We start from the raw sequence: 26,040 nt of genomic DNA, 5'->3' as shown, positions 1-26,040 counted from the left end.
CTGGAACAATTAAGAAAACAACTAATTCTTAATTATTTTGAAAGACACTTTATCCTTTTTAGTACAATCGCTTCTTCAAAAAAATAAAATTAAAATAGATGGAGACGAATTAGATTTCCAAATACAAAGCCATCCTTCGTATCCTAGTCTACATGCCATAACCGGTGTGTTAAGCCATTTTGATATTGAAAATATTGCTATTAGAGTTCCTACAGATAAAGAAACTCTAGAACAATTACCGAATAGTTTTATCGCACAAATAAAACGTAATGAGGTTACCGATTTTGCGTTAGTTGTAAAAAAAGGTAAGAAATACAAAACCATATCTAGTAATAAAGAAAACGAAACCATTTCTGAAATCCCTTTTTTAGAGCAGTTTACAGGCATTATAGTCGCTATAGAAAAAGACGAAACAAAAACTACAAGTCAAGAAAGTACTGCCAATATTCAAAAGCTATTATTTGCTATTTCCTTAGTATTATTTGGCATCCTATTTTTCATTTCAAATCCAAGCTTAAGTGCATCCCTATATTTTATTTTATCCTTAATAGGAATTGGAGTTAGCCTATTAATCGTTCAGCATGACTTGGGATTGAGCTCTAAAATAATAGAGAGCATTTGCTCCCAGGAAAGTAAAACAACAAATTGTAATGCGGTTTTAAACTCTAAAGGAGCAACACTTTATAAAGACATAAAATTAAGCGATATCAGCCTTATTTATTTTGTGGCTATTAGTATTTCTTCTCTTTTACTAAGCATAACAAACACCACTTTAAATGCATTATATATTATAAGTTTAGCTGCTACTCCAATAATTATATACTCCGTTTACTATCAAATAAAAACAGCTAAAAATTGGTGTGTACTTTGCCTAGCTATCGCTTCCGTTTTGGCCTTGCAAGCTTCCGTTTTCTTTTTTACACCATCTAATTTTAATGCATTCCGTATGGAAACCGCTTTATTAATAGGGTTCTCCTTTATTATAATTGCATCTGTCTGGTTGTTTATTAATTCCAAATTAAAGCAAGAACAAGCCTTTAAAAAATTAAGAATAACCGCTAATAAATTTAAAAGAAATTTTGATTTATTTAATACGCTGCTACAACAATCGGCAACTTTAAATCCAGTAATTGAGAATACTTCTGAAATAATTTTAGGAAACAAGAATGCTCCTTTAAACATTACGATAATCACAAACCCTTTTTGCGGACATTGTAAAAACGTGCATAATTTAGCAGAAACGATTTTAAGATCACATCACAATGAAGTGAACATTACGGTTCGATTCAACATAAACACAAGTAATTTAGAAAGTAATGGTGTATTAGTTTCTAGCAGGTTATTAGAATTATTTCATACCGAAGGAGAACTAAAATGTTTAGAGGCCATGCATGACATTTACAATAATGCAGATGCAACACCCTGGTTAACAACATGGAAGAAACCTGCCAATGCAGATATTTATAGAGACATCCTGGAAACAGAAAATAATTGGTGTTTAGAGAACAACATCAATTTTACACCAGAAATATTAATTAATGGCAAGTCATTTCCAAAAGCGTATGACAGAAGTGATTTAATATATTTTATAGAAGACCTAAACGAGTCTTGCACTATAAACACAAATCAATTACAAGAAACACTATAAAACAGCAAAACCCTTAATAAAAAGGGTTTCGCGTTTTGAACAATATTCTCTCGCGAAGAATAGACACAAACTGTGAGTGTCTTTAATGTTCACGGCAAATATAATTTATTAAATATTTTTATTATGAAAAATTTAAAAAACTTAGGAAAAGCTTTAACTAAAGCGGAACAAAAAACAATTAATGGAGGAATTCCAGGAGATTGGGGATTTGAATGCAGAAAAACTTCACAATGTCCAGCTATATTAAATCCAGATGGAACAATGACATTAGCTAGATGCGAAAAAGGATATTGCGTACCAGCTTAATACATAAATTCTAAATCAAAGGAGCAGATATAAAATCTGTTCCTTTTTATAGGAATTAGAAACGACCTATTAGTTAATGTCAAAATTCCCAACTTACAAACAAGTCGAATCGAAAGATTGTGGACTAATATGGTTGAAAATAATAGCTAAGCATTGGTAAAACACTTTCTGTAAATCCGTTTGGAAGGATCAGATAGAGGGAGTTTAAGAATTCCTTCGCTCTTTCATTTAAAAAATCAAATGCAAAACAGACACAAACTATGAGTGTCTTTAATGTTCACAGTATATATAATTTATTAAAAATTTTAATTATGAAAAATTTAAAAAACTTAGGAAAAGCTTTAACTAAAGCGGAACAAAAAACCATTACCGGTGGAAAATTACAACATTTTCTAGATCAATATAATGGTTGTGGTTTTGGAACATGTATGAATAATTTTGGAAGATGTTCTGCATTAGCTTGCTGTTGGAATAACCAAAATCCAGAAGATACTTATTACAATAATTGTAACTAAGTTAAAATTAACTAGAATCAAAAACTAGTTGCTATAATACTTTACAGACACAAACTGTGAGTGTCTTTAATGTTCACAGTAAATATAATTAGTCAAATATTTTTATTATGAAAAATTTAAAAAACTTAGGAAAGGCTTTATCTAAAGCAGAACAACAATTTATTACTGGAGGAAAAGGAGATTGGGCAGTAAGATGTGCAAGTGGTGCACTAATTGAAAATGCTCCAGATGGTAGTGCTGAAACAGCGGCTTGGGCTTGTCATAATCAAGGTGGAGCTACTGCTTCAATTTGTGCAGGTTCTAACTGTTAAAACCATAAAGGATAGGCTGTTTTAAGAGACAACCTATCCTTTATTAATACTATTTATTTCTTTCTGAATAGGATTATACTCTGAATATTACTCTTAATCATATAACTAATTGAAAAAATTCCCAACATACAAACAGGCAGAATCGAAAGATTGTGGACCAACATGCTTAAAAATAATAGCGAAGCATTATGGTAAAACACTATCTGTAAATCAGCTTAGAGATATTAGCGAAACCACCCGAGAAGGTAGCAGTTTACTTAATTTAAGTGATGCTGCAGAAACTGTTGGTTTTAGAAGTTTGGGAGTTAAATTAACTTTAGAAGAATTAAAAAAAGCACCTCTACCTTGTATTCTACATTGGAACAAGGATCATTATGTAGTGCTTTATAAAATAAAAAAAGACACCTTCTATATTTCAGATCCTGGTCATGGTTTAATAAGTTACACCAAAGAAGAATTTTTAAAATTTTGGATTGGTAACAATGCAACAGAAATTACACAAGATGGTATTGCTTTACTATTAGATCCTACTCCAAAGTTTTATACCAATGATTTTGATGAAGATGAAGAACAAAAATTCAACTTCACCTATCTATCCAAATACCTATACAAGTATAAAAGCTTCATTATCCAGCTATGTATTGGTTTACTAGCGGCAAGTTTATTGCAGTTAGTAGTACCGTTTTTAACCCAAAGCGTTGTAGATGTTGGTATAGAAAACGGAGACCTCAACTTTATCTATCTTATTTTATTTGCCCAAATTGCTTTATTTATTGGTAGAACAGGAATAGAGATTGTTAGAAGCTGGATTTTACTGCATGTAAGCACCAGAATAAACATCTCCTTAATCTCCGATTTCTTTATCAAATTAATGCTACTTCCTATCTCCTATTTCGATGTAAAAATGACAGGAGATTTATTACAACGCATTAACGACCATAAACGTATTGAACAAATACTAACTACCTCATCGTTAAATGTACTTTTTTCTATGGTAAACTTTATCGTATTCAGTTTTGTACTGTGCTATTATAGTTTACAAATATTTACCATTTTTGTTGTTGGTAGTTTTCTTTATTTTCTATGGATTAAAATCTTCCTAAAAAAACGTGCGACTCTAGACTACAAACGTTTTTCTGCAATGAGTCAGGAACAAAGTACGGTTATCGAGCTTATAAACGGTATGCAAGATATTAAACTGCATAATGCCGAAAAACAAAAACGCTGGGCTTGGGAACATACACAAGCAAGACTATTTAAAGTATCCATAAAAAGTTTAGCATTAGAGCAAACCCAAAGTGTTGGTTCTTCTTTTATCAACGAATTAAAAAATATTTTTATCACTATTTTATCTGCCAAACTAGTAATAGATGGCGAAATAACTTTAGGGATGATGCTTGCTATTTCATACATCGTCGGACAATTAAATTCTCCGGTGCAGCAACTTATCAATTTTGTAAGAGAACTACAAGATGCTAAGATTTCATTAGACCGTTTAAGTGAAATCCATAATATGGATAATGAAGAAATCGATCCGCAAAATAAAATTCATGATGTCCCAAAAAGTGGTTCTATTTCTATTAAAGAAGTAACCTTTTCTTACACAGGAACAGATATTGAAGTTTTAAAAGATTTAAACTTGAATATTCCTGCAAACAAAACTACCGCTATTGTGGGTACCAGCGGAAGCGGTAAAACGACCTTAATGAAATTACTTTTAGGCTATTACAAACCTAATGAAGGTGATATTTTAATCAACCAATTTTCACTGCAAAACATTTCTCAAAAATCATGGAGAGATCATTATGGCGTGGTGATGCAAGAAGGCTACATTTTTAATGATACCATTGCAAATAACATTGCCATTGGAGAGGATACTGTAGACAAAAAAAGATTAGCACACGCTATAGACGTTGCTAACATTAGAGAATATATAGAGTCCTTACCTCTTTCTTATAACACAAAAATTGGAGCAGAAGGAACAGGTTTAAGTACCGGACAAAAACAACGTTTATTTATTGCTAGAGCGGTTTATAAAAATCCGGATTACTTGTTTTTTGACGAAGCAACTTCTGCTTTAGACGCGAATAATGAAAAAGTAATTATGGAAAACTTGGATACTTTTTTTCAAGACAAAACCGTAGTCGTGATTGCGCACAGATTAAGTACAGTTAAAAATGCACACCAAATTGTAGTTTTAGATAATGGGAAAATAGTAGAAATAGGAAACCATAAAGAGCTCGTAGCAAAAAAAGGAAACTATTATAACCTAGTTAAAAACCAATTGGAATTAGGAAACTAAACAATACCGACCTTTAATAAGTCCTTTCTCTTTGGGAAGGATTTAGAAAGGAACAAAAACATTCTCTCGCGAGGAATAGACATAAACCTGGAGTGTCTTTAAATGATCGAGGCAAACTTAATTTATAAATATTTTTATTATGAAAAATTTAAAAAATTTAGGAAAAGCTTTAACTAAAGCAGAACAACAAACTATTAACGGAGGAAGAACCTACTGTGTAATTGGTAGTACACATTGCACATGTCCGCAAGGCCAGACATGCATCTCTGCAAATGGTCATAGTGGATATTGTTCTCCTACTCTTATTATGGACTAATAATCTATGATTGAAATTACTGCACTATTAATTAGTGCAGTAATTGATACTAACAAAGCAATGTTTTAAAATGTCAAAAAAACTAGAAGAAATAGAATTACGTAGCGAACAAGTACAAGACATATTATCTTATGTGCCACATTGGATGATACGTTATGGCAACCTCCTATTTTTAGGTTTAATCCTTTTATTCTTTAGTTTAAGTTGGCTTATAAAATATCCAGATGTAATTGCTACCGAAGCATTATTAACTACCAAAATACCACCAGAAAAGCTAATTGCACAAAGTACAGGCAAACTAGAAACCATTTTAATAGAAGACAACGACTTGGTTCTTACCAATAACCCTTTAGCTATTATAGAAAACACCTCAAACTTTGAAGATGTTTACAGGTTAAAAGCCATTATGGATACTATAAAAGTGAATACCAAATCCTTTACTTTTCCTGTAGATGAATTACCTGTTTTATTTTTAGGAGATATCGATACACAATATGCTTTATTTGAAAACAGCTACCTTCAATATACATTAAATAAAGATTTAAAACCTTTCTCTAATGAGGCATTGGCTAATAAAAATTCTATTTCCGAATTACACAGAAGACTTCAAAATGCGAACCAACAATTAGCTTTACATCGTTCGGAATTAAGTCTAAAAAAAATAGACTTAGAACGCAACAAAACATTATTTAATAAAGGCGTAATCTCCAAATTAGATTTAGATCAAAAACAAATAGAATATCATCAAGCAGTTGGTAACATAAAAAGCTTTGAATCTTCCATTTCTCAAATCCGAGAATCTATTAGTAATGGAAACAAATCTTCTAAAGGCACAGAAATAAATAGAACCAAAGAAGAGATGATGTTACTAAAAAGTGTCATTCAATCTTTCAAGCAACTTAAAAAAGCTGTTAAAGACTGGGAAACACAATATGTATTAAAATCGAATACTAATGGAAAAGTAGCATTTTCTAATTACTGGAGAACGAACCAAACCGTAAATCAAAATGATCTAATATTTACTATTATCCCAACAGAAAGCTCCACATTTATTGCTAAGCTAAAAACACCAGCGACCAACTCAGGAAAACTAAAAGTAGGACAAAGCGTCCATATTAAATTAGAGAACTATCCGGAAGCGGAGTTTGGAACCTTACAAGCCAAAGTAAATCGCATCTCACTAGTCCCTGATAAAGATGGTTTCTATTTAGTATTAGCCGAGTTGCCAGAAAATTTAATAACCTCGTATAAAAAACCAATAGACTTCAAACAAGAAATGTCAGGTACTGCAGAAATCATAACAGAAGACTTGCGTTTAATGGACCGGTTTTTCTACCAAATAAAAGACATATTTAAATAAAACATACTCTATCGCGAGGAATAGACACAAACCTTGAGTGTCTTTAAATGATCGACGCAAAATTAATTTATAATCTTTATATTATGAAAAATTTATTAAATTTAGGTAAGCCTTTAACAAAAGAGGCACAGAAATCTATTTTAGGAGGTACATACCCTGCAACTGTATGTAAAGCAACCTGTAATGATGGTAGTATTGTAACAGTAGCAAGTTGTTCTGTACAAGGGTGTGGTGAAGATTCTGGTGGTGCGAAAAGTTGTAGTTGTGGTCACGCTGGACCTTTAGGTTAAATTCTCTAGTAGTAGCTAATACTTATATTTTAAATTTAGCCATCTTATTTATTGAGGTGGCTTTATTTTAAATAACATTGGTTTATTTTAAATAAAAACACTATTAATTACTATGAAAAAAAACGAAAAATCAACATTTTTTTTATTACTGATTACAATTCTTGTTGGATTTTTAAATTGTAAGCAAAAAACAGAAATATCAAAAAAAGAAAGCATAGCAAAATCAGTTTTTTTATTTCCGGAACAAACTAGTGACACTATATTAAAATCGGTACTACTAGATGAAACTAATGTTGAGTATACCAATAAACCATTTTTACTAAAATCTAAAAAAGAAAATTTAAACTTAAGTTTCAATCTAAAAACCCCAAGGCTATTTAGGTTTTATAGTTTTGAACCTATGTCCAATCCATTCATAATTTATGTTACACCAGGAGACACACTTAGTTATAGATTAGAAAAACAAGTAATTGTTTTTAAAGGTACTAATGCAGCACACTATAATTTTTTTAAAGAACTTTATGATTTAAAGTTTGAGTATATTAAATATGATGAGAAATTAGGTGTTTTAGATTTTAAGAAAATCAAAAAAAAAGAATATCAAAAAAAATTAGATTTTTTAGAGCAATATGTAAATAATAAACAAACTTCTATTTCTTTTTATAAAAAAATAAAAGAAGTTTTAAGATTTCAATATCTAAGTGGGATAATGAATACAAACATATTCCCTAAAGGAACAATAACTAATTATACAGAATACCTTGAAGATATAACTATTGAACTGTTTAAAAGAAATGATCAAGATGATAATTTGTATTTTCAGTTAGCTTTAACCAACTATCTTAAAATTATAACAGAAAATAATAATAATAATAATAATTCAAAAGAAGCATTAGAATATCAATTAGACTTAATTAATCAAAATTTAAAAGGTAAAACTAAAGAATATGCTATTACAAAAATGATTTTTGAATTTAATAATCATTTAAATATTAAAGATATAAACTATCTAAAAGATAAAATAAAGTTCTATTTACCCCAAATAAATGTAGAAGATTATAGAGTTGTAATAAATAGAATTTTTAACCAAATAAATAAAATTAACAACTCCTTAAGTGATGAAATCTTTAATTCAATTGTATTGGACATAGATGGAAACAATATTACTTTTAAAGATGTTTTAAATAAACAAGGAGACAGAATTAAAATTATTGATTTTTGGGCAAGTTGGTGCGCACCATGTATAAAGGACATTAAAGAAAGTTACTTATACAGACAAAGGTTAATTAAAGAAAAAAATGTAGAATTTCTTTATTTTTCAATAGATGAAAAACAAGATAATTGGAGAAAAAAAGTAAGTGAATTAAAAAGGTTTGGAATGAACAAAGATCAATACCTAATTACGGACAAAAATAATGCAGCTATAAAAACTTTTTTTAATTTTAACACTATTCCACATTATGCAATTCTAGATAATAAAAACAATGTGTTTCTAATAAACTCTCCTTCTCCAAGTGATACTTTAGAACTTAATGCTATTATAAAAAAGATTGATTCATTGAATATTATACAATGAATTTATTTTATTGAAGAATTGCGTTAAAATAGTTAAACACAATAAAGTTAGCATCAACTGTTTAAAATATTCTCTCGCGAGAAATAGACGCAAACCTGGAGTGTCTTTAAATGATCTAGGCAAATCTAATTTATAAATATTTTTATTATGAAAAATTTAAAAAACTTAGGAAAGGCTTTAACTAAAGCAGAACAAAAAGAAGTTAATGGAGGAAGAGGTATTGAATGTATCGAATGGAATCTTAATCACACTGTTTGTTTAAGATGGGGTTTATACTGGGTATAGATCTTACCTAACAAGGTATCAAAATATACTAAAAAGAGTCAATTAACAATTGGCTCTTTTTTCTGAATAATAGACATCATTAGAAGTAGCGTTTGAGGTCTCTATCTTAACTCAAGCATCATTTTTTTAACTACCTATAAATCAATGGTTAGAATAACCAAAAAAAGCCTTTCCAAACGGAAAGGCTTTTTTATTATATAATTCTATAATCTTACTTCAAACTAGCTAAACTAGATTTTAAAGTTTCAATCTTAGCCAAAGCATCTGCTTCCTTTTTTCTCTCGGAAGCAATAACCTGTTCTGGCGCACCAGCAACAAAACGCTCATTAGATAATTTCTTCTGTGCTATTTTTAAAGAACCCTCGGTATACTCCAATTCTTTTGTTAACTTTATAATCTCAGCCTCCACATCAATGGCACCATCCATTGGTATAAAATACTCGTTAGATTTTACTCGAAACGTAAGCGCTCCTTCTACAGGTTCATTTACATATGCTATAGCTTCTAAGTTTCCTAGTTTTGCAATAACTTCATCAAATGTAGTATCTGAATTTTCATTATTAATTACCGAAAAACCAATGGCATCTTTAAATGCAATATTCTTTTCTTTTCTAACGGTTCGTATTCCCGAAATTACTTCCGAAGCAAATTCAAACTGCGTAATAATCTCCTTGTTTATTGGTTTCGCTTCTGGCCATTTTGCAATGATTAAGGCTTCTTCTGGAGTTCTTTCTGCAATATATTGCCAGATATCTTCCGTTAAGAAAGGCATAAATGGATGTAATATTTTTAAGTTATCCTCAAAAGCAGCCATTACTTGTTTATACGTTACTGCATCAATTGGTTGTTGGTATGCTGGTTTAACAATCTCTAATAACCATCCGCAGAAATCATCATAAATCAACTTATAAATAGACATTAAAGCATCGCTTAAACGGTATTTACTAAAGTGATCTTCAATTTCTACTAAGGCCGTTTGAAACTTTGCTTCGTACCAATCTAAAGCAATTTTACTCGAGTTTGGTTGCGCAATAGTTTCACTAACCTCCCAAATATTGGTAAGGTTAAATGCATTCCAGATTTTATTTCCAAATCCTTTTCCTTGTTGGCAAAGTGCTTCATCAAACATCAAATCGTTTCCTGCAGCACTACTAAATAGCATTCCAACACGAACGCCATCTGCGCTATATTCTTCAATTAGTTTTAAAGCGTCTGGTGAGTTCCCTAAAGATTTACTCATTTTACGACGTTGTTTATCACGAACCAATCCTGTTAAGTACACGTTTTGAAACGGTTTTTCATCTTTATACTCGTAACCCGCAATAATCATACGTGCTACCCAAAAGAATAAAATATCTGGTCCAGTTACTAAATCGTTAGTTGGATAGTAATATTTTATGTCTTCGTTTTCCGGATTTCTAATTCCGTCAAAAACAGACATTGGCCATAGCCATGAACTAAACCATGTATCTAGAGCATCGGTATCTTGACGTAAGTCACTAGTTATTAGTTGCTGGTTTTTGGTTACTAGTTTTGCTTTCTCTAACGCTAATTCGATAGTTTCTGCAACTACAAAATCTTCTTTTCCGTCACCATAAAAATACGCAGGAATTTGTTGTCCCCAAAGTAACTGACGAGAGATATTCCAATCGCGAATATTCTCCATCCAGTGACGATATGTATTTTCAAATTTCTTTGGAAATAATTTAATCTCGGCATCTTCTCCTAAAACAGCTTCAATAGCTGGCTTTGCCAACTCTTCCATTTTTAAGAACCATTGATCACTTAATCTTGGTTCAATAACTGCTTTTGTTCTTTCTGAAGTTCCTACTTTATTCATATGTGTTTCAGTCTTCACTAAAGCACCTATTTTTTCTAATTCTTTGGTTACTGATTTTCTAGCGACAAAACGATCTTGACCTTCAAATTGCAATCCGAAACTATTTAAAGTCGCATCTTCATGAAAGATATCGATAACTTCCAGTTTGTGCTTATCTCCAAGGTTTTTATCATTTTCATCATGTGCCGGAGTTACTTTTAAGCAACCTGTTCCAAATTCAATATCTACATAGGCATCTTCAATAATTGGGATGACACGATTACAAATTGGCACAATCGCTTTTTTCCCACGTAAGTGTGCAAAGCGTTCGTCTTCTGGATGGATACAAATTGCAGTATCTCCAAAAATAGTTTCCGGACGTGTAGTTGCGATAGTTAATGTATCGTCGCTTCCTTCAATTTTGTAGTTGATATAATAAAGATTCCCTTGACGTTCTTCATGAATTACTTCTTCGTCTGAAAGTGTTGTTTTTGCTTCTGGATCCCAGTTAACCATTCGGTAACCTCTATAAATCAATCCTTTTTCGTGTAAATCCACAAAAACTTTAATTACTGCTTCAGACATATCGTCGTCCATGGTAAACTTCGTTCTGTCCCAATCACAAGAACACCCTAATTTTTTAAGTTGTTCTAAGATTACACCTCCGTATTCTTCGGTCCATTCCCAAGCATGCGCTAAAAACTCTTCTCTTGTTAAATCGTTTTTATCTATTCCTTGTTCCTTTAATTTAGCAACCACCTTTGCTTCTGTAGCAATAGATGCATGATCTGTTCCAGGAACCCAACATGCATTTTTACCCAACAAACGTGCGCGACGTATAAGAACATCTTGAATAGTATTGTTAAGCATGTGTCCCATGTGTAAAACTCCAGTTACGTTTGGTGGCGGAATTACAATGGTATATGGTTCTCTGTCGTCTGGTGTGGAATGAAAGTATTTATGTTCTGTCCAGTAGCTGTACCACTTACTTTCTACACTATTTGCATCATATTTTGATGGAATGTTCATACTTTGGAATAGTTTTTGAATAATATTATGCAAAAGTACTTATAATTTATATTTTGAAAAATATTAATGCTGTTTAATGTACCTTTAACAATAAAGTTTATGTTAAGATTTGTGCATTACATCCATTATTTTTGTAGAATGACTGAAAAGTAAGTAGATTTACAATAGAATTAAAGACAAAAATAACACAAGTGATTAGCAATCAACTAAATGTGTTTTAAAATAAAAATAATTTAAATTAAAAAATGATGAAACAAATACTTACAATTTTATTTATCGGAATATTTAGTTTTTCAATGACTGCCCAAGAAAAAATGGCGAAAATTGAATTTAAAGCAACGACAGTAGATTATGGTACGATAGAAAAAGGTGCGGATGGCGTTAGAACTTTTGAGTTTACTAATACTGGAAACGCGCCACTTATTATCTCTAAAGTATCTTCTAGTTGTGGTTGTACAGTACCATCTAGCCCTAAAGACCCAATTATGCCTGGAGCTACTGGAGAAATACAAGTAAAGTATGACACAAAACGTGTTATGCCTATTAGAAAAACAATTACCGTTCTTTCTAATGCAGAAACACCAACTGTAGCGCTAAAAATTAAAGGAGAAGTTATTGATCCTAGCAAAACAAGTGTTCTTGAAAAAAGACAGAAAAGTGTAATAGAAAATTAATTTTCTTACAATAATTATAATTTCAAAAGGTTGTTTACGCATTAGTAAACAGCCTTTTTTGTTAAAACAAACTTTCTAATTTAAACTGAAAGTCTAATTCCGCGCCAAACCTATCCACCTTCAGTTTTATATGCTTACCATCTTTATCATAAAAATATTGCGTCATTTGTTGTAGTGTAAAATTATAGGTTTCCTTTCCATTTATTCTAAAAATGATATCACCAACTTGTAGTCCTGCTTTTTCTGCTGGCGAGTCTTTACGCAACTCTACGATTGTAAATGCAGGTTTAACGGAAAGTTTATAATTCGTATCAAAAACAATTCTAGTACCTTGACCATTATCTAAACTACTAGTGTTTTCTTGGTTTTTAATGATATTAGAAAAATCTTTTTCTCGTACTAATCGAATACCACTTTGCTCTAACTCAATGCCGCTTTTATTATAACTAAAAGCTTCTTTAAAATATTTATTTTTTTTTAGCTGCATAGAAGCTTTTTTATAATTAAAAATAATATGGAATCTTTTTAAAACATCACCAGCAATACTACCATTTCTATCTTTATGGTTTTTTGCAAACGAAATTGAAGTAGCTTCCGGAAAAGCAACATTTGCATTTTTTAGAATAAATCTATTAATAGCAAAAGCTTCTATTTTAGCACGTTTTCCATATACGCTTCCGCTTAATCCGTGTCCCAAAAAATCTATAAAACTATTATCATGTGCGTTTATACCTAAGGAAGCATCTTCAAATAACCAAAGAGAATCACTTCCGCCAGAATCTATTAATAATTTAACCGGGATTTTCACATCTTCGATAGTAACTTGTGCGTTTATATACGGTTTTTTATTATAAAAATACAAAGGCAGATACTCACACTTTTTACATTTTTTAGACCTATACGTTTCATTTTCATGAATCTTAATGATTTTTGACGCGTAGTTTATTTTCACAACTAGATCTTTAAAAAAATCATATCCTATAATACCATGAATAGGGATTCCTAATTTTGGCGCAAAATCTAATTTAGAATTATAAACCACATACAGGTCTTGGTCTATATTAATTGCCTCCCCAATTTCTATTAAATTATTTCTAGATCGTAATGCTTCTACCGATTCTCCTTCCCCTAAACCTCGAATTACTATTTTTTCGGCATTATTAATTTTTAAGGTTTCATTTATATTATAAATATTAAAAAGAATAGGCTTACTCACTCCTGTATCCAATATAAAAGAAAGCGTTACCCCATTAATTTTTACAGGAATTACAATTAAATTATTAATTAATTTAAACTTTATTTTATCTCTTTTCTTTTTATTTTGAATTACGAAAGTGCCTTGAGAAAAACCCAAAAAGGAGAAACTAAATAGAAATAGAAAAGTAAAGGCTATTTTTTTCATAAGATCAAAAAAATACTTCTCCATCAATTTACAAATCTTTCTTCTTAAATCTGTATTTAGTACTACTTTTTAAAAAAAATTCGATATAATTTTCGCAACTTTGTATCTCAAATATTTATAAAATGCCAGCAATTTCAAAAAAAGGGCAATTAATGCCACAATCACCTATTAGAAAACTAGTCCCATTTGCTGAAGAAGCTACAAAAAATGGAAAATCTATATATTATTTAAACATTGGCCAACCAGATATTAAGACTCCGAAAATAGCATTAGATGCTGTAAAATCGATTTCTTTAGAAGTATTAGCGTACTCCAGATCGGAAGGCTCTGAACAATACCGAAACAAAATAGCGAACTACTATGCTAAAAATGATATTCATGTAAAACATGATGATATTATTGTAACTACAGGAGGAAGTGAAGCGTTGCTTTTTGCCTTTGGAAGCATTATGGATGTGGATGATGAAATTATTATTCCAGAACCATTTTACGCAAATTATAATGGTTTCTCCACTTCTTCTGGAGTAAAAGTGGTTCCTGTTATATCTAAAATTGAAGATAACTTTGCTTTACCTCCAATTGAAGAGTTCGAAAAACTTATTACTCCAAGAACCAAAGCAATCTTAATTTGTAACCCAGGAAATCCTACAGGGTATTTATATTCTAAAGAAGAAATTAAAAAACTTGCTGCTATAGTAAAAAAGCACGATTTGTTTTTAATCGCGGATGAAGTATATAGAGAGTTTGCCTATGATGGTAATACCCATTACTCTATCATGCAAGAAGAAGGATTAGAAGAAAATGCAATCATGATTGATTCTGTATCTAAAAGATATAGTATGTGTGGTGCAAGAATTGGTTGTTTGGTTTCTAAAAACAAAGAAGTAATACAAACGGCACTAAAATTCGCACAAGCAAGACTAAGTCCGCCAACACTAGCGCAAATTGCAAGTGAGGCTGCTTTAGATACGCCTCAAAGTTATTTTGATGATGTTATTGAAGAATATGTAGAAAGACGTAACGTACTTATTACCGAATTACAAAAAATAGAAGGGGTTCAAGTAGCAAAACCGAAAGGTGCCTTTTATTGTATTGCACAATTACCTATTAAAAATAGTGATGCTTTTGCGCAATGGCTTTTAGAAGATTTTGACTTAAATGGAGAAACCGTTATGGTAGCTCCTGCTGGCGGATTTTATTCTACTCCTGGAGTTGGCTTAAACCAAATACGTATTGCTTATGTGCTTAATAAAGAAAGCCTTGTGAAAGCGGTACATATTCTTAAAGAAGCTCTTAAAGTTTATAAAGACTAGTGCAAATACAACATAACATATCTTTAAAAGAACACAACACTTTTGGCATAGATGCAAAAGCAAAACATTTTGTATCTATAAATTCTATAGAAAGTTTAAAAAGCGTGCTTCAACTGCCAGAATATCCTGAAAGGTTTATTCTTGGTGGTGGAAGCAATATGCTACTTACTCAAGACGTGCAGGCATTAGTAATGCATATTAACTTAAAAGGAATAGAAATTGTTTCGCAGGAGGACACCTCTGTCCTAGTAAAAGCACAAGCTGGTGAAAATTGGCATGCGTTTGTACTTTGGTGTTTGCAAAATAATTTTGGAGGTATAGAAAATCTTTCCTTAATTCCTGGTAATGTGGGTACTGCTCCAATTCAAAACATTGGTGCTTACGGTGTCGAGTTAAAAGATGCATTTATTTCTTGCGAAGCCTTGGAAATAGGAACACGAAAAACCAAAATTTTCACAAAATCCGAATGTCATTTTGACTATAGAAATTCCGTTTTTAAACAAGAATTAAAAGGAAAATATATCATTACAAGTGTTCTTTTTAAATTAACCAAAAACAGCCATACCCTTCGCACCAATTACGGAGCAATTTCTACGCAACTAGAAATAATGAACGTAGAGAAACCAACCATTCAAGATGTTTCTAAAGCGGTTATTGCAATTCGCGAAAGCAAGTTACCAAATCCCAAAGAAATTGGGAATAGCGGAAGTTTTTTTAAAAACCCCGTGATTTCATTAAAGGATTTTGAAAGTTTAAAACAAAATTTCCCTGAAATACCAAACTATCCTGTTACCAACACATCTGTTAAAATACCTGCAGGTTGGCTTATAGAAAAAGCGGGCTTTAAAGGAAAACGTTTTGGCAATTATGGTGTACATGAAAAGCAAGCATTAGTTTTGGTGAATTATAATAATGCTAAAGGAATTGAAATATTAAAACTATCTCAAGTAATACAAGAAACAATAAAGCGTATATTTAATATATCAATAGAAGCCGAAGTAAATATTATTTAAATCTAAAATAAATCTATAACTTTGATTTCCTATAAGTTAGTTCAACACTAAACAAAAATATCTTTTGAGTACACCAATAGAGCAACAAATAGTTAGTTTACTAGAACAAGGCGACAAAAAAGCCATTACTTTGTTGTACCAAAATTACTCAGACACGCTACTTGGTGTGATTTCTAAAGTCATCGCAGACCAAGATTTAGCGCAAGATGCATTGCAAGAAACCTTTATAAAAGTTTGGAAAAAAGCCCAAACTTACGATGCTAAAAAAGCAAAACTTTTTACTTGGCTATACCGAATTGCGTACAATACAGCAATTGATAAAATAAGATCGGTATCAAATAAACAAAGTAAAGAAGTCCAAATTGAAAATTCTAACGTATATAAACTAACAAGCAACAGCTTGAATCAAGACGTTATTGATATTAAAACACATCTAAAAACAATAGATGGAAAATATCAAATAGTAATTAATGCCCTGTTTTTTGAAGGCATGACACAACAAGAAGCAAGTGATGAATTGAATATTCCACTTGGTACCGTAAAATCAAGATTAAAAATTGGATTACGTGAATTAAAAAAGATTTACGATCCAGAACCAAAAAGTAATGAATGATAAAATAATTACATTTTTAAATTCAGATCTATTAGACAAATATTTAGTAGGCAACGCCAGTACAGAGGAATCTGAAATGGTAGAAGCTTATATTGCCAAATACCCTGAAGTTAAGAATGCCTACAACACTTTACAGCACAACCTTGAGATTGTTGCTAAAAGTAATGCCATGGAAGCGCCAGAACATATATTAGACAATATACTTTCTGCGCTTGACGAAAAACCAGTTATTGCACTACCAACTGCGCCAAAACAAAAAACCTGGTATAAGTTTAGTGTAGCCGCAAGTATAACTGCCTTAATTTTTGCAGGTTCTACCTTCATGTTTTACATGAATAATCAAGAACTATTACGCGAAAATCAAGTTATAGCAGATGAGATTTTTGATCTACGTAGCGACATAGACCAAAACAATCTAATGCTAAGTGATATTATGCTACAATTTAAACAGCTTAACAATCCGGAAACACAAAAGTATATTATAAAAGGAAACGCAAGAGCTAAAAACTTGAAAACGGTTGCATATATAAACCCTATAGATAAAACATCGATGATAGATGTGGTTTCTTTACCGCAATTGCCAGAAGAACAATGCTACCAAATTTGGGCCGAAGTACAAGACAAAATGGTTAGTTTAGGTATATTAAACGAAACAGATAGTCAACTTATACCTTTACCATACACAGAAAATGCTTTAGGTTTAAATATAACAATCGAACCAAAAGGAGGAAATGAAAATGCTTCGGTTGAAAAATCTGTTGCAGAAATTAGCTTAAAAAAGTAAATTACTTCCATATAATAATCACTAGCCTCGTTTTAAAAAGCGAGGCTTTTTTAGTATATCCATTTCCTAAAAAGTAGTATCTTTGTAGAAATTATTAACAACAATACACAAATGAAACTACTAGCAATTACATTAGTACTTTTAGGTTTAGCAATCGCTGGAATAGCAATAAAAATTTGGGCAAAAAAAGACGGGAAATTTGCCGGTACTTGTGCTAGCCAAAACCCTATGTTAAATAAAGACGGAGAATCTTGCGGCTTTTGCGGAAAAACTCCTGAGCAATACCAAGATTGTAGCGAACCTCAACATTCTTAAAAGTACATGGTTCTACTGAATATTACCTTCTACGCTTTTATAGCTGTAGTATTTATTCAAATTATATATTATCTTTTCTTATTTTCAAAATTTGCTTTTTTAAACCCGAAGAAAAAACCACAAAAAAAAAATGCGGTTTCTATTCTTATTTGTGCTAAAAATGAAGCCGATAATTTAAAGAAATTTCTTCCATATATATTAAATCAAGATTATCCAGATTTTGAAGTTGTTTTAATTAACGACAACTCTCACGATGATACGCTAGACATCATGGAAGCCTTTGCCGCAAAACACAACAATATCAAAATTGTAAATGTAATACCTACCGAAGCTTTTTATGGCAATAAAAAATACGCATTAACACTTGGTATAAAAGCATCAAAAAACGAACTTTTGCTTTTTACAGATGCAGATTGTAAACCAAATTCTAAATACTGGTTACAAGAAATAAGCGCACACTTTAACAACACAAAAAGTATTGTTTTAGGTTACGGAGCGTACGCTAAAATTAAAAGTTCTTTTTTAAATAAACTCATACGATTTGAAACTTTATTAACCGCTTTACAATATTTTTCTTATGCCCAATCTGGAATACCTTTTATGGGAGTTGGTAGAAATTTAGCGTATAAAAAGGAAGAATTTTTTAAAGCAAATGGTTTTATAAACCACATGCAAATTCGTTCTGGTGATGATGATTTATTTATAAATCAAGTGGCAACAAAGAAAAACACAAGCATCTGTTTTACAAAAGAGAGTTTTACTATTTCTAATCCGAAAACAACTTTTAAAGATTGGATTTTACAGAAAAGAAGACATGTTTCTACTGCCAAACATTATAAGCCAATACACAAAGTGCTACTTGCTATTTTTTATATTTCACAATTTTCATTTTATGCTTTGGCCATTATATTACTTATATCGACGTATTCTTGGCAAATAGTTTTGCCTTTATTCATCTTAAGATTCCTTATTTTTTATATAGTGTTTGGTAAAACCTCAAAAAAACTAGACGAAAAAGACCTTATTATTTTTCTTCCTTTTTTAGAGATTTTTTTAATTGGCATGCAATTAACTATATTTATAACCAATCTTATTGCAAAACCGAAATATTGGAAATAGAAGAAGCTATACTACAAGCAAAAAAAAACGAACAGAAGGCCTTTAATTTTTTATTAAATACTTTTTGGGATGACGTATATGGTTTTCAGTTAAAACGTATTCAAAATGAAAACGATGCAGAAGATGTTACCATTCAAACCTTTTCTAGAGCTTTCGATAAAATAGATACCTATAAGTCGGAATACAAGTTTAAAACCTGGCTGATTACCATTTCGAAAAACATTCATATCGATTTATTACGAAAAGAAAAACGTTCCATTTCTACTGAAATATCTAAAGATGATGAAGATTCTATTTTTCAAATTTTAGACGAAACCCCTTCCGTAGAAGACAAACTTATTACAGAGCAAAATTTAGCCAAACTACTTCGTGATATTAAAAAACTAAAACCACATTACCAAGAAGTTATTAACCTTCGCTATTTTCAAGAGTTAAGCTACAAAGAAATATCGACCAAGCTAGACGAACCTATAAACAACGTCAAGGTAAAACTCTTACGTGCCAAAAAACTATTAGCAGAGATTATTCAGAAAAAATAATGACACAGCTTTTAAAAAAATTTGGTCCTGGACTATTATTTGCTGGAGCTGCCATTGGCGTTTCACATTTAGTACAATCTACAAGAGCAGGAGCAGATTTTGGATTAGGTTTACTTTGGGCATTATTACTGGTAAATTTAATTAAATACCCTTTTTTTCAATTTGGCCCTCGTTACGCATCGGCTACAGGAGAAAGTCTTTTAGATGGCTATAAAAAACTCGGCAAAGGTGTTTTAATCTTTTATTTTATTCTCAATATAGCCACTATGTTTACCATACAAGCTGCCGTAACTATCGTTAGTGCGGGTTTAGCGACTACACTTTTTGGAGATTTTATTGATATTAAAACATGGACTATTCTAATCCTAGGTGTTTGCCTAATTATTCTATTTCTAGGAAAATACAAGTTACTAGATACGTTAATGAAAATCATCATTATTACACTTACCATAAGTACACTTATCGCAGTTTCCTTTGCTTTCTCTAAACATAATGACAGCTTAATACTCACCCAAATACTTCCAAAAAACAGTATAGAAATAGCTTTCCTCATTGCTTTTATGGGCTGGATGCCCGCACCGTTAGACATTGCTGTTTGGCAATCTTTATGGACTATTGAAAAACAAAAAGGCACTAAATATTATACACCAAAATCGGCATTATTAGATTTTAACGTTGGCTACATTGTTGCTATATTTTTAGGTATTGGTTTCTTATTACTAGGTTATTTAGTAATGCATAATAGCGGAGAAACCTTTAGTGCTTCTGCCGCAGTTTTTTCAAATCAGCTAATAGAAATGTACACAAAAAACCTTGGTCGCTGGTCTTATGTTTTAATTGGCATTGCTGCCTTTACCACCATGTTTAGTACTACACTAACCACATTAGATGCATCCCCAAGAGCAATGTCTAAAACGGTGGAGCTATTAACCAATAAAACCCATAGTAAAGGATATCTATTTTGGATCCTTTTTCTAGTTATTGGTAGTATTTTAATCTTTTTTTATTTTGCTTCAGAAATGGGTTTATTAATAAAAATAGCGACCATATTATCTTTTTTAACGGCTCCTTTTTACGCCATAATAAATTACATACTTATTAGCGGAAAACATACTCCAAAAGAATGGCGACCTACAAAAACACTACACGCATTAAGCATATTGGGCATTTTGTTTTTAATAGGTTTTAGTATTTGGTATCTCACCATTCTATAAAGGCTTTTTTAATAGAATACTTTGTATCTTTGTACTTAGAAATTACAAAGTAAATGAATACAGATACTGCTTCAAATATAATTCCAGAACGTATAGCAAAACCTAAATGGCTTCGTGTAAAGTTACCAACAGGTAAGAAATACACAGAACTTCGTGGTTTAGTAGATAAATATAAACTGAATACTATTTGCGCTTCCGGAAGCTGCCCAAATATGGGAGAGTGCTGGGGAGAAGGCACAGCAACCTTTATGATTCTTGGTAACGTTTGCACACGATCTTGTGGTTTTTGTGGTGTAAAAACAGGAAGACCGGAAACGGTAGACTGGGATGAACCAGAAAAAGTAGCTCGCTCTATTAAAATAATGAATATCAAGCATGCCGTTTTAACAAGTGTAGATCGTGATGACCTAAAAGATATGGGAAGCATTATGTGGAGTGAAACCGTGAAAGCTGTCCGCAGAATGAATCCGGAAACGACAATAGAAACACTTATTCCAGATTTTCAAGGTATAGAATTACATATAGACAGAATAATAGATGTTGCGCCAGAAGTAGTTTCCCATAATATTGAAACTGTTAGACGCTTAACTCGAGAAGTGCGTATTCAAGCAAAATATGACAGAAGTTTAGGCGTTTTAAAATACCTAAAGCAACAAGGACAAAGACGTACAAAATCTGGTATTATGTTAGGTCTTGGTGAAATGCGTGAAGAAGTTATAGAAACATTACATGATTTAAGAGCTAATGATGTAGATGTAGTTACTATTGGCCAATATTTGCAACCAAGCAAAAAACATTTACCAGTAAAACAATTTATTACTCCAGATCAGTTTGAAGAATATAAAGAAATTGGTTTAGGTCTTGGTTTTCGCCATGTAGAAAGTAGCGCATTGGTGCGTTCCTCTTACAAAGCACAAAAACATATTAACTAATGATTCATGTTGCAATAAACGGATTTGGAAGAATTGGCAGACGTGTTTTCAGATTACTTCAAAACAACCCAAACATTCAAGTCGTTGCTATAAATGATTTAGCAGACGCAAGAACACTTAGTCATCTACTAAAGTATGATAGCATTCATGGTGTTTTTCATGAAGATATTTCTTGTACCGAAGATCATATTATAGTGAACAATAAAAACATTCCTTTACTAAATAAGCAAAAACTAGAAGATATTAATTGGAAACCTTTTAATATCGATTTTGTTATTGAAGCCACAGGAAAATTTAAAACCGAAGCATCCCTAAACCTTCATATTAAAAATGGAGCAAAACGCGTTATATTAACTGTTCCTCCTATTGATGATGCCATCAAGCTAATCGTTTTAGGTGTAAATGAATCTATTCTAGATGGTACCGAAAAAATAATATCTAACGCATCTTGCACAACCAACAATGCCGCACCAATGCTTGCCATAATGCAAGAACTTTGCGGTATTAAGCAGGCATATATTACAACAGTACACTCGTACACTACAGACCAAAGTTTACACGATCAACCACATAGAGATTTACGTCGTGCAAGAGCTGCTGGTCAATCTATTGTACCAACAACTACTGGAGCGGCAAAGGCTCTCACCAAAATATTTCCAGATTTAGCCAATGTAATTGGTGGTTGTGGCATAAGAGTTCCTGTAGCTAATGGCTCACTTACAGACATCACTTTAAATGTAGAGAGAAATGTAACCATCGAGGAGATCAATAATGCCTTTAAAAAAGCTTCACAAAATAAATACAAAGGTATATTAGAGTATACCGAAGACCCTATAGTTTCTATTGATATAGTAGGTAATACACATTCTTGTATATTTGACGCACAAATGACTTCGACCATAGGAAATATGGTGAAAATTATAGGTTGGTATGATAATGAGACAGGTTATTCTAGCAGATTAATCGACTTAATTAGCGATTTATCGGTAAAAAGTTAACTTTTATCGAATAAATATCTATATTTGTTTATATCATAGTTAAAAAAAATGTTCCGAATCAACTACTATATATGTGCTATTATCATGTTGTTGAGTTGCAGTGTTTTCTCTCAAGAAATCACTACTCAAGAGAAAGACACTATACAACAAAATGTAAATAACCTCATAAGATTAGCACAAAAAGACATAGACAATTCTAATTATTTCAAGGCTCAGAATGCCCTTGAAAATGCGCTTGTGCATGCTACCACTATTAGAGACCACAAGAGTATAGGCTTAGTACATTCTAAACTTGGAAAAATTGAATACATCCTTGAAGAACCGGATGCAGCAATAAAGCATCTAACAAAAGCTGTTGCCACACAGCGTATTTCAAATGATAAAATTAACCTAGCAGAATCCTACAAAACTTTTGGTAATGTTTATGTTGCAAAAAAAGAATACAACACTGCTTTAGATTATTATAAATCCTCAAAAAATCTTTTTGAGCAAGAAGGACTAAATGATTTTGTGGCAGAGGTTGAACTAAATAAAGGACTAACCTATATAGCATTAAATGATTATAAAGAAGCCAAACTGCTTTTTGAAAGCACTATAGCTTTAGCTAGCAGATACAATTTAAAAAAAATACATAGTAGTGCACAAATAAATCTAGGTATCGCGTATGCTAAACTTAATAATATTGATAAAGCTATTGAGGTTACTAATAATGGTGTAAATGAAGCCATTAACAATGGTTTTGACAATGTTTTAAGTCATGGGTATTTTGTTTTAAGCGATTTAAATCAAGAAAGCAATAACTACAAACTTGCAAATGATTATTTAAAAAAACATATCAAATTATCGGATTCACTTTTAAGCGTTAAAAGACAAAACATGTCTCCAGAAAAACGATTGGAACATTTAATTAAAAGCCAGACAGAATACCAAGAAAAGCAAGCTGCAGATCTGGAAGAACTCCAAGACTCTAAAAACCTTAGTAAATTAACAGCTATTTTAAGTGTCGCACTAATTACCATTTTATCGCTATTAACTTTATCGCTATACAAAAACAACAGAATACGGTTAAAAACCAACAATATGTTGCATAAAAAGAATGGCGAACTTATTCTAGCAAAAGAAAAAGCAGAATTAGCTTCAAAAACAAAAGCTAACTTTTTATCTACGGTAACACATGAATTAAGAACTCCTTTATATGCAGTAACTGGTTTAAGTAATATGCTTTTGGACGAAAACCCGAAACCAGAACAAGTACAACATTTAAAGTCCTTAAAATTTTCAGGAGATTACCTATTAACTTTTATTAATGATATTCTTCAAATAAATAAAATTGAAGCGAATAAGGTGGAAGTAGAACCGGAAGTATTCAATTTAAAAAAGAAAGTCGCTAATGTTATTGCAGCACTAAACAATTCGGCATTAGACAATAGCATAAAACTTCATTTTGAATACGACAAAGACTTACCAGAAAACTATAATGCAGATCAACTTAAAATTTCTCAAATATTAATTAATCTTATTGGTAATTCTATTAAATTTACAAAAGATGGTGATATCTGGGTTAGAGTATATAAGCTTAGTAAAACAGGTAAAAGTTATTCTATAAGATTTGAAATTGAAGATAATGGAATTGGTATTAGCAAAGAAAAACAAGAACATATGTTTGAAAGCTTTTCGCAAGGCTCTATTCAAATCAATAGAAAATATGGAGGTACTGGTTTAGGTCTATCGATTGTAAAAGGATTAATAGATATTTTAAAAGGAAAGATTTACCTTAAAAGTGAACTGGGCAAAGGCTCCACTTTTATTTTTGAAATACCATTAAACTATACAGAACAGATCATTGAAGAAGAAGAAAATAAAAAGAATTATTTTAAAAACATAAGCGAAATAGAATTGAGCACAATAAAAATCTTAGTAGTCGAAGACAACAAAATCAACCAAATGATTACCAAAAAGATTCTTAATAAAATGAATCTTAATTGTGACATTGTGGAGAACGGAGAAGATGCTGTAGAGCAAGTTAGAAACACAAATTACGACGTGGTTTTAATGGATATACACATGCCTGGAATTAGCGGATTAGAAGCTACAAAAATAATTAGAGGATTTAAAAAAGACCTTACCATATTTGCTTTAACAGCGGTAACTCTTGAAGATAAAATGCATGAGTTTGAAGAAGCAGGATTTGATGACATTATATCAAAACCATTTAAGCAAGAAGACTTTGAAAAGAAACTTTACCAAGCGCTAATAGAAGAAGAAATTGCAATAGTTAAGTAGTTACAAACTCTAAAATTTGCGTATTAAAAACTTCGGGCTTATCTAGATGTACTTCTATAGGTAAATAAAACACTTTATTTTTTAAAGCTTCGAACTGTAATAATCTTACATAATCTTTTTCTGTAGTAACAATAAGCGACTTACTTTTAAAAAGGGCAATATCTTCTGCTGTAAAATCATGGTGATCCTTATATTCTAAATGATCAAAATGCAAACCTTCCTTTTCTAAATGATGTACTAAAGGCGCTGCATTTGCAATTCCAGTAACCAAAGTAAAATCTTTTACCGCATTCAGACTAAGTTTCTTTTCTTCGGAAAAAACAGCATCTGCATAAAAAATAGAACTAAAAAACACACTTTGATTTGCTTTAGGTCTAATTCTCTTTATAATATTTTCTTTATCAACATCCTTTAGTTTTTCTGGACATTTAGTAACTATAATACAATTTGCGCGCTTAGCTCCTGCCCTTGGTTCTCGTAAATTTCCTGTTGGCAAAACCCAATCGTTGGTATATAAATTAGCATACGTAGTTAATAAAATATAAAATCCTGCTTGTACTTTTCGGTGTTGGTAAGCATCGTCTAATAAAATAACTTCTGGAGCAGTTTTTTGCTGCATTAAATTAGCTATTCCGTTTTGCCTATCCGCATCCACTGCAACTTGAATAGATTCATTAAATTTTCTATAAAACTGAAAAGGCTCGTCACCTAAAGTCTTTGCATTAGCGTATTTATCAGCCAAATAAAATCCTTCACTACTTCTTTTATACCCTCTACTTAACGTGGCAACTTGTTTTTTATCTTTCAGTAAAGCAATTAAATATTCTATCATCGGTGTTTTACCAGTGCCGCCAACACTTAAATTACCAACAGCAATTATAGGAAAACTATAGGACTTAGATTTAAAAACACCAATATCATAAAACACATTGCGTAACCACGTTACTAAATAGTATATAGGTACAATAGGGAATAAAATGTATCTTAATAATTTCATATAAAACAAATAGGAAATAGTTGATTAATTTTTAAAAATCGAAGATAATAATTATTACGCCAATAGGGATTACATGAACATTTTAAA

General features: G+C 31.3%; 25 protein-coding genes. 22 read left to right on the top strand and 3 right to left on the bottom strand.

The window, feature by feature from the left end:
- Window positions 1-37: 37 nt before the first annotated feature.
- The 10 genes from ACVCXO_RS05580 to ACVCXO_RS05535 all read left to right on the top strand — a co-directional run bounded on the left by ACVCXO_RS05580 (window position 38) and on the right by ACVCXO_RS05535 (window position 8,909).
- Window positions 38-1,648 carry a vitamin K epoxide reductase family protein gene (locus tag ACVCXO_RS05580; RefSeq protein WP_452228610.1) on the top strand — a complete coding sequence of 537 codons (1,611 nt, stop codon included), beginning with the start codon at window positions 38-40 and terminating at the stop codon, window positions 1,646-1,648.
- Between the two features lie 123 nt (window positions 1,649-1,771).
- Complete coding sequence (locus ACVCXO_RS05575) at window positions 1,772-1,954, top strand: hypothetical protein (protein WP_452228609.1); 183 nt, start codon at window positions 1,772-1,774, stop codon at window positions 1,952-1,954.
- A gap of 311 nt (window positions 1,955-2,265) precedes the next feature.
- Window positions 2,266-2,469 carry a hypothetical protein gene (locus ACVCXO_RS05570; RefSeq protein WP_452228608.1) on the top strand — a complete coding sequence of 68 codons (204 nt, stop codon included), beginning with the start codon at window positions 2,266-2,268 and terminating at the stop codon, window positions 2,467-2,469.
- 107 nt (window positions 2,470-2,576) lie between these two features.
- Complete coding sequence (locus ACVCXO_RS05565) at window positions 2,577-2,780, top strand: hypothetical protein (RefSeq protein WP_452228607.1); 204 nt, start codon at window positions 2,577-2,579, stop codon at window positions 2,778-2,780.
- A 109-nt stretch (window positions 2,781-2,889) separates the two neighbouring features.
- Window positions 2,890-5,082, top strand: a complete 2,193-nt coding sequence (locus tag ACVCXO_RS05560) for a peptidase domain-containing ABC transporter (protein WP_452228606.1) — start codon at window positions 2,890-2,892, stop codon at window positions 5,080-5,082.
- 139 nt (window positions 5,083-5,221) lie between these two features.
- Complete coding sequence (locus ACVCXO_RS05555; protein WP_452228605.1) at window positions 5,222-5,398, top strand: hypothetical protein; 177 nt, start codon at window positions 5,222-5,224, stop codon at window positions 5,396-5,398.
- Between the two features lie 70 nt (window positions 5,399-5,468).
- Window positions 5,469-6,758: an HlyD family secretion protein gene (locus tag ACVCXO_RS05550; protein ID WP_452228604.1), complete on the top strand. Its 1,290-nt coding sequence runs from the start codon at window positions 5,469-5,471 to the stop codon at window positions 6,756-6,758.
- Between the two features lie 83 nt (window positions 6,759-6,841).
- Window positions 6,842-7,048, top strand: a complete 207-nt coding sequence (locus tag ACVCXO_RS05545) for a hypothetical protein (protein ID WP_452228603.1) — start codon at window positions 6,842-6,844, stop codon at window positions 7,046-7,048.
- 112 nt (window positions 7,049-7,160) lie between these two features.
- Entirely contained in the window at window positions 7,161-8,624 is a 1,464-nt protein-coding gene (locus tag ACVCXO_RS05540; protein WP_452228602.1) for a TlpA family protein disulfide reductase, read from the top strand.
- A 147-nt stretch (window positions 8,625-8,771) separates the two neighbouring features.
- A complete protein-coding gene (locus ACVCXO_RS05535; protein WP_452228601.1) occupies window positions 8,772-8,909 on the top strand; it encodes a hypothetical protein in 138 nt (45 codons plus the stop codon).
- Window positions 8,910-9,120: 211 nt separating this feature from the next.
- Here ACVCXO_RS05535 and ACVCXO_RS05530 read toward each other — a convergent pair whose 3' ends face one another.
- Window positions 9,121-11,757 (bottom strand): valine--tRNA ligase, encoded by a 2,637-nt coding sequence (locus ACVCXO_RS05530; RefSeq protein ID WP_452228600.1) that lies wholly within the window; start codon window positions 11,755-11,757, stop codon window positions 9,121-9,123.
- Window positions 11,758-12,005: 248 nt separating this feature from the next.
- Between ACVCXO_RS05530 and ACVCXO_RS05525 the strand changes: the two genes are divergently transcribed.
- Entirely contained in the window at window positions 12,006-12,431 is a 426-nt protein-coding gene (locus ACVCXO_RS05525) for a DUF1573 domain-containing protein (protein WP_452228757.1), read from the top strand.
- Window positions 12,432-12,492: 61 nt separating this feature from the next.
- Here ACVCXO_RS05525 and ACVCXO_RS05520 read toward each other — a convergent pair whose 3' ends face one another.
- Complete coding sequence (locus ACVCXO_RS05520) at window positions 12,493-13,833, bottom strand: aspartyl protease family protein (protein WP_452228599.1); 1,341 nt, start codon at window positions 13,831-13,833, stop codon at window positions 12,493-12,495.
- Window positions 13,834-13,955: 122 nt separating this feature from the next.
- Between ACVCXO_RS05520 and ACVCXO_RS05515 the strand changes: the two genes are divergently transcribed.
- From ACVCXO_RS05515 to ACVCXO_RS05465, 11 genes are all read left to right on the top strand, one after another.
- A complete protein-coding gene (locus tag ACVCXO_RS05515) occupies window positions 13,956-15,146 on the top strand; it encodes a pyridoxal phosphate-dependent aminotransferase (protein ID WP_452228598.1) in 1,191 nt (396 codons plus the stop codon).
- Complete coding sequence (gene murB, locus ACVCXO_RS05510) at window positions 15,146-16,159, top strand: UDP-N-acetylmuramate dehydrogenase (RefSeq protein ID WP_452228597.1); 1,014 nt, start codon at window positions 15,146-15,148, stop codon at window positions 16,157-16,159. Before ACVCXO_RS05515 ends, murB begins: the two co-directional genes overlap by 1 nt.
- Window positions 16,160-16,223: 64 nt before the next feature.
- Window positions 16,224-16,772, top strand: coding sequence for an RNA polymerase sigma factor (locus tag ACVCXO_RS05505; protein WP_452228596.1), 549 nt, complete (start codon window positions 16,224-16,226; stop codon window positions 16,770-16,772).
- Window positions 16,765-17,556, top strand: a complete 792-nt coding sequence (locus ACVCXO_RS05500; protein WP_452228595.1) for an anti-sigma factor — start codon at window positions 16,765-16,767, stop codon at window positions 17,554-17,556. The genes ACVCXO_RS05505 and ACVCXO_RS05500 overlap by 8 nt, the downstream gene beginning before the upstream one ends.
- Window positions 17,557-17,667: 111 nt before the next feature.
- Window positions 17,668-17,871 carry a membrane or secreted protein gene (locus tag ACVCXO_RS05495; protein WP_452228594.1) on the top strand — a complete coding sequence of 68 codons (204 nt, stop codon included), beginning with the start codon at window positions 17,668-17,670 and terminating at the stop codon, window positions 17,869-17,871.
- 6 nt (window positions 17,872-17,877) lie between these two features.
- Window positions 17,878-18,990: a glycosyltransferase gene (locus ACVCXO_RS05490; RefSeq protein WP_452228593.1), complete on the top strand. Its 1,113-nt coding sequence runs from the start codon at window positions 17,878-17,880 to the stop codon at window positions 18,988-18,990.
- Window positions 18,981-19,529, top strand: a complete 549-nt coding sequence (locus ACVCXO_RS05485) for an RNA polymerase sigma factor (RefSeq protein ID WP_452228592.1) — start codon at window positions 18,981-18,983, stop codon at window positions 19,527-19,529. The genes ACVCXO_RS05490 and ACVCXO_RS05485 overlap by 10 nt, the downstream gene beginning before the upstream one ends.
- A complete protein-coding gene (locus ACVCXO_RS05480; RefSeq protein WP_452228591.1) occupies window positions 19,529-20,743 on the top strand; it encodes an Nramp family divalent metal transporter in 1,215 nt (404 codons plus the stop codon). Before ACVCXO_RS05485 ends, ACVCXO_RS05480 begins: the two co-directional genes overlap by 1 nt.
- 53 nt (window positions 20,744-20,796) lie before the next feature.
- Entirely contained in the window at window positions 20,797-21,675 is an 879-nt protein-coding gene (gene lipA, locus ACVCXO_RS05475) for a lipoyl synthase (protein WP_452228590.1), read from the top strand.
- Window positions 21,675-22,673, top strand: coding sequence for a type I glyceraldehyde-3-phosphate dehydrogenase (gene gap / locus ACVCXO_RS05470; protein WP_452228589.1), 999 nt, complete (start codon window positions 21,675-21,677; stop codon window positions 22,671-22,673). The genes lipA and gap overlap by 1 nt, the downstream gene beginning before the upstream one ends.
- Before the next feature lie 48 nt (window positions 22,674-22,721).
- Complete coding sequence (locus ACVCXO_RS05465; RefSeq protein ID WP_452228588.1) at window positions 22,722-24,956, top strand: ATP-binding protein; 2,235 nt, start codon at window positions 22,722-22,724, stop codon at window positions 24,954-24,956.
- Here the strand turns inward: ACVCXO_RS05465 and lpxK are convergent.
- Window positions 24,949-25,953: a tetraacyldisaccharide 4'-kinase gene (lpxK, locus tag ACVCXO_RS05460; RefSeq protein WP_452228587.1), complete on the bottom strand. Its 1,005-nt coding sequence runs from the start codon at window positions 25,951-25,953 to the stop codon at window positions 24,949-24,951. The genes ACVCXO_RS05465 and lpxK overlap by 8 nt on opposite strands.
- Window positions 25,954-26,040: the final 87 nt, after the last annotated feature.

Source organism: Lacinutrix sp. MEBiC02404 (genome assembly GCF_053601575.1).
Note: the sequence above shows the minus strand (reverse complement) of the source record. Positions and strands in the feature narration are given on the sequence as shown.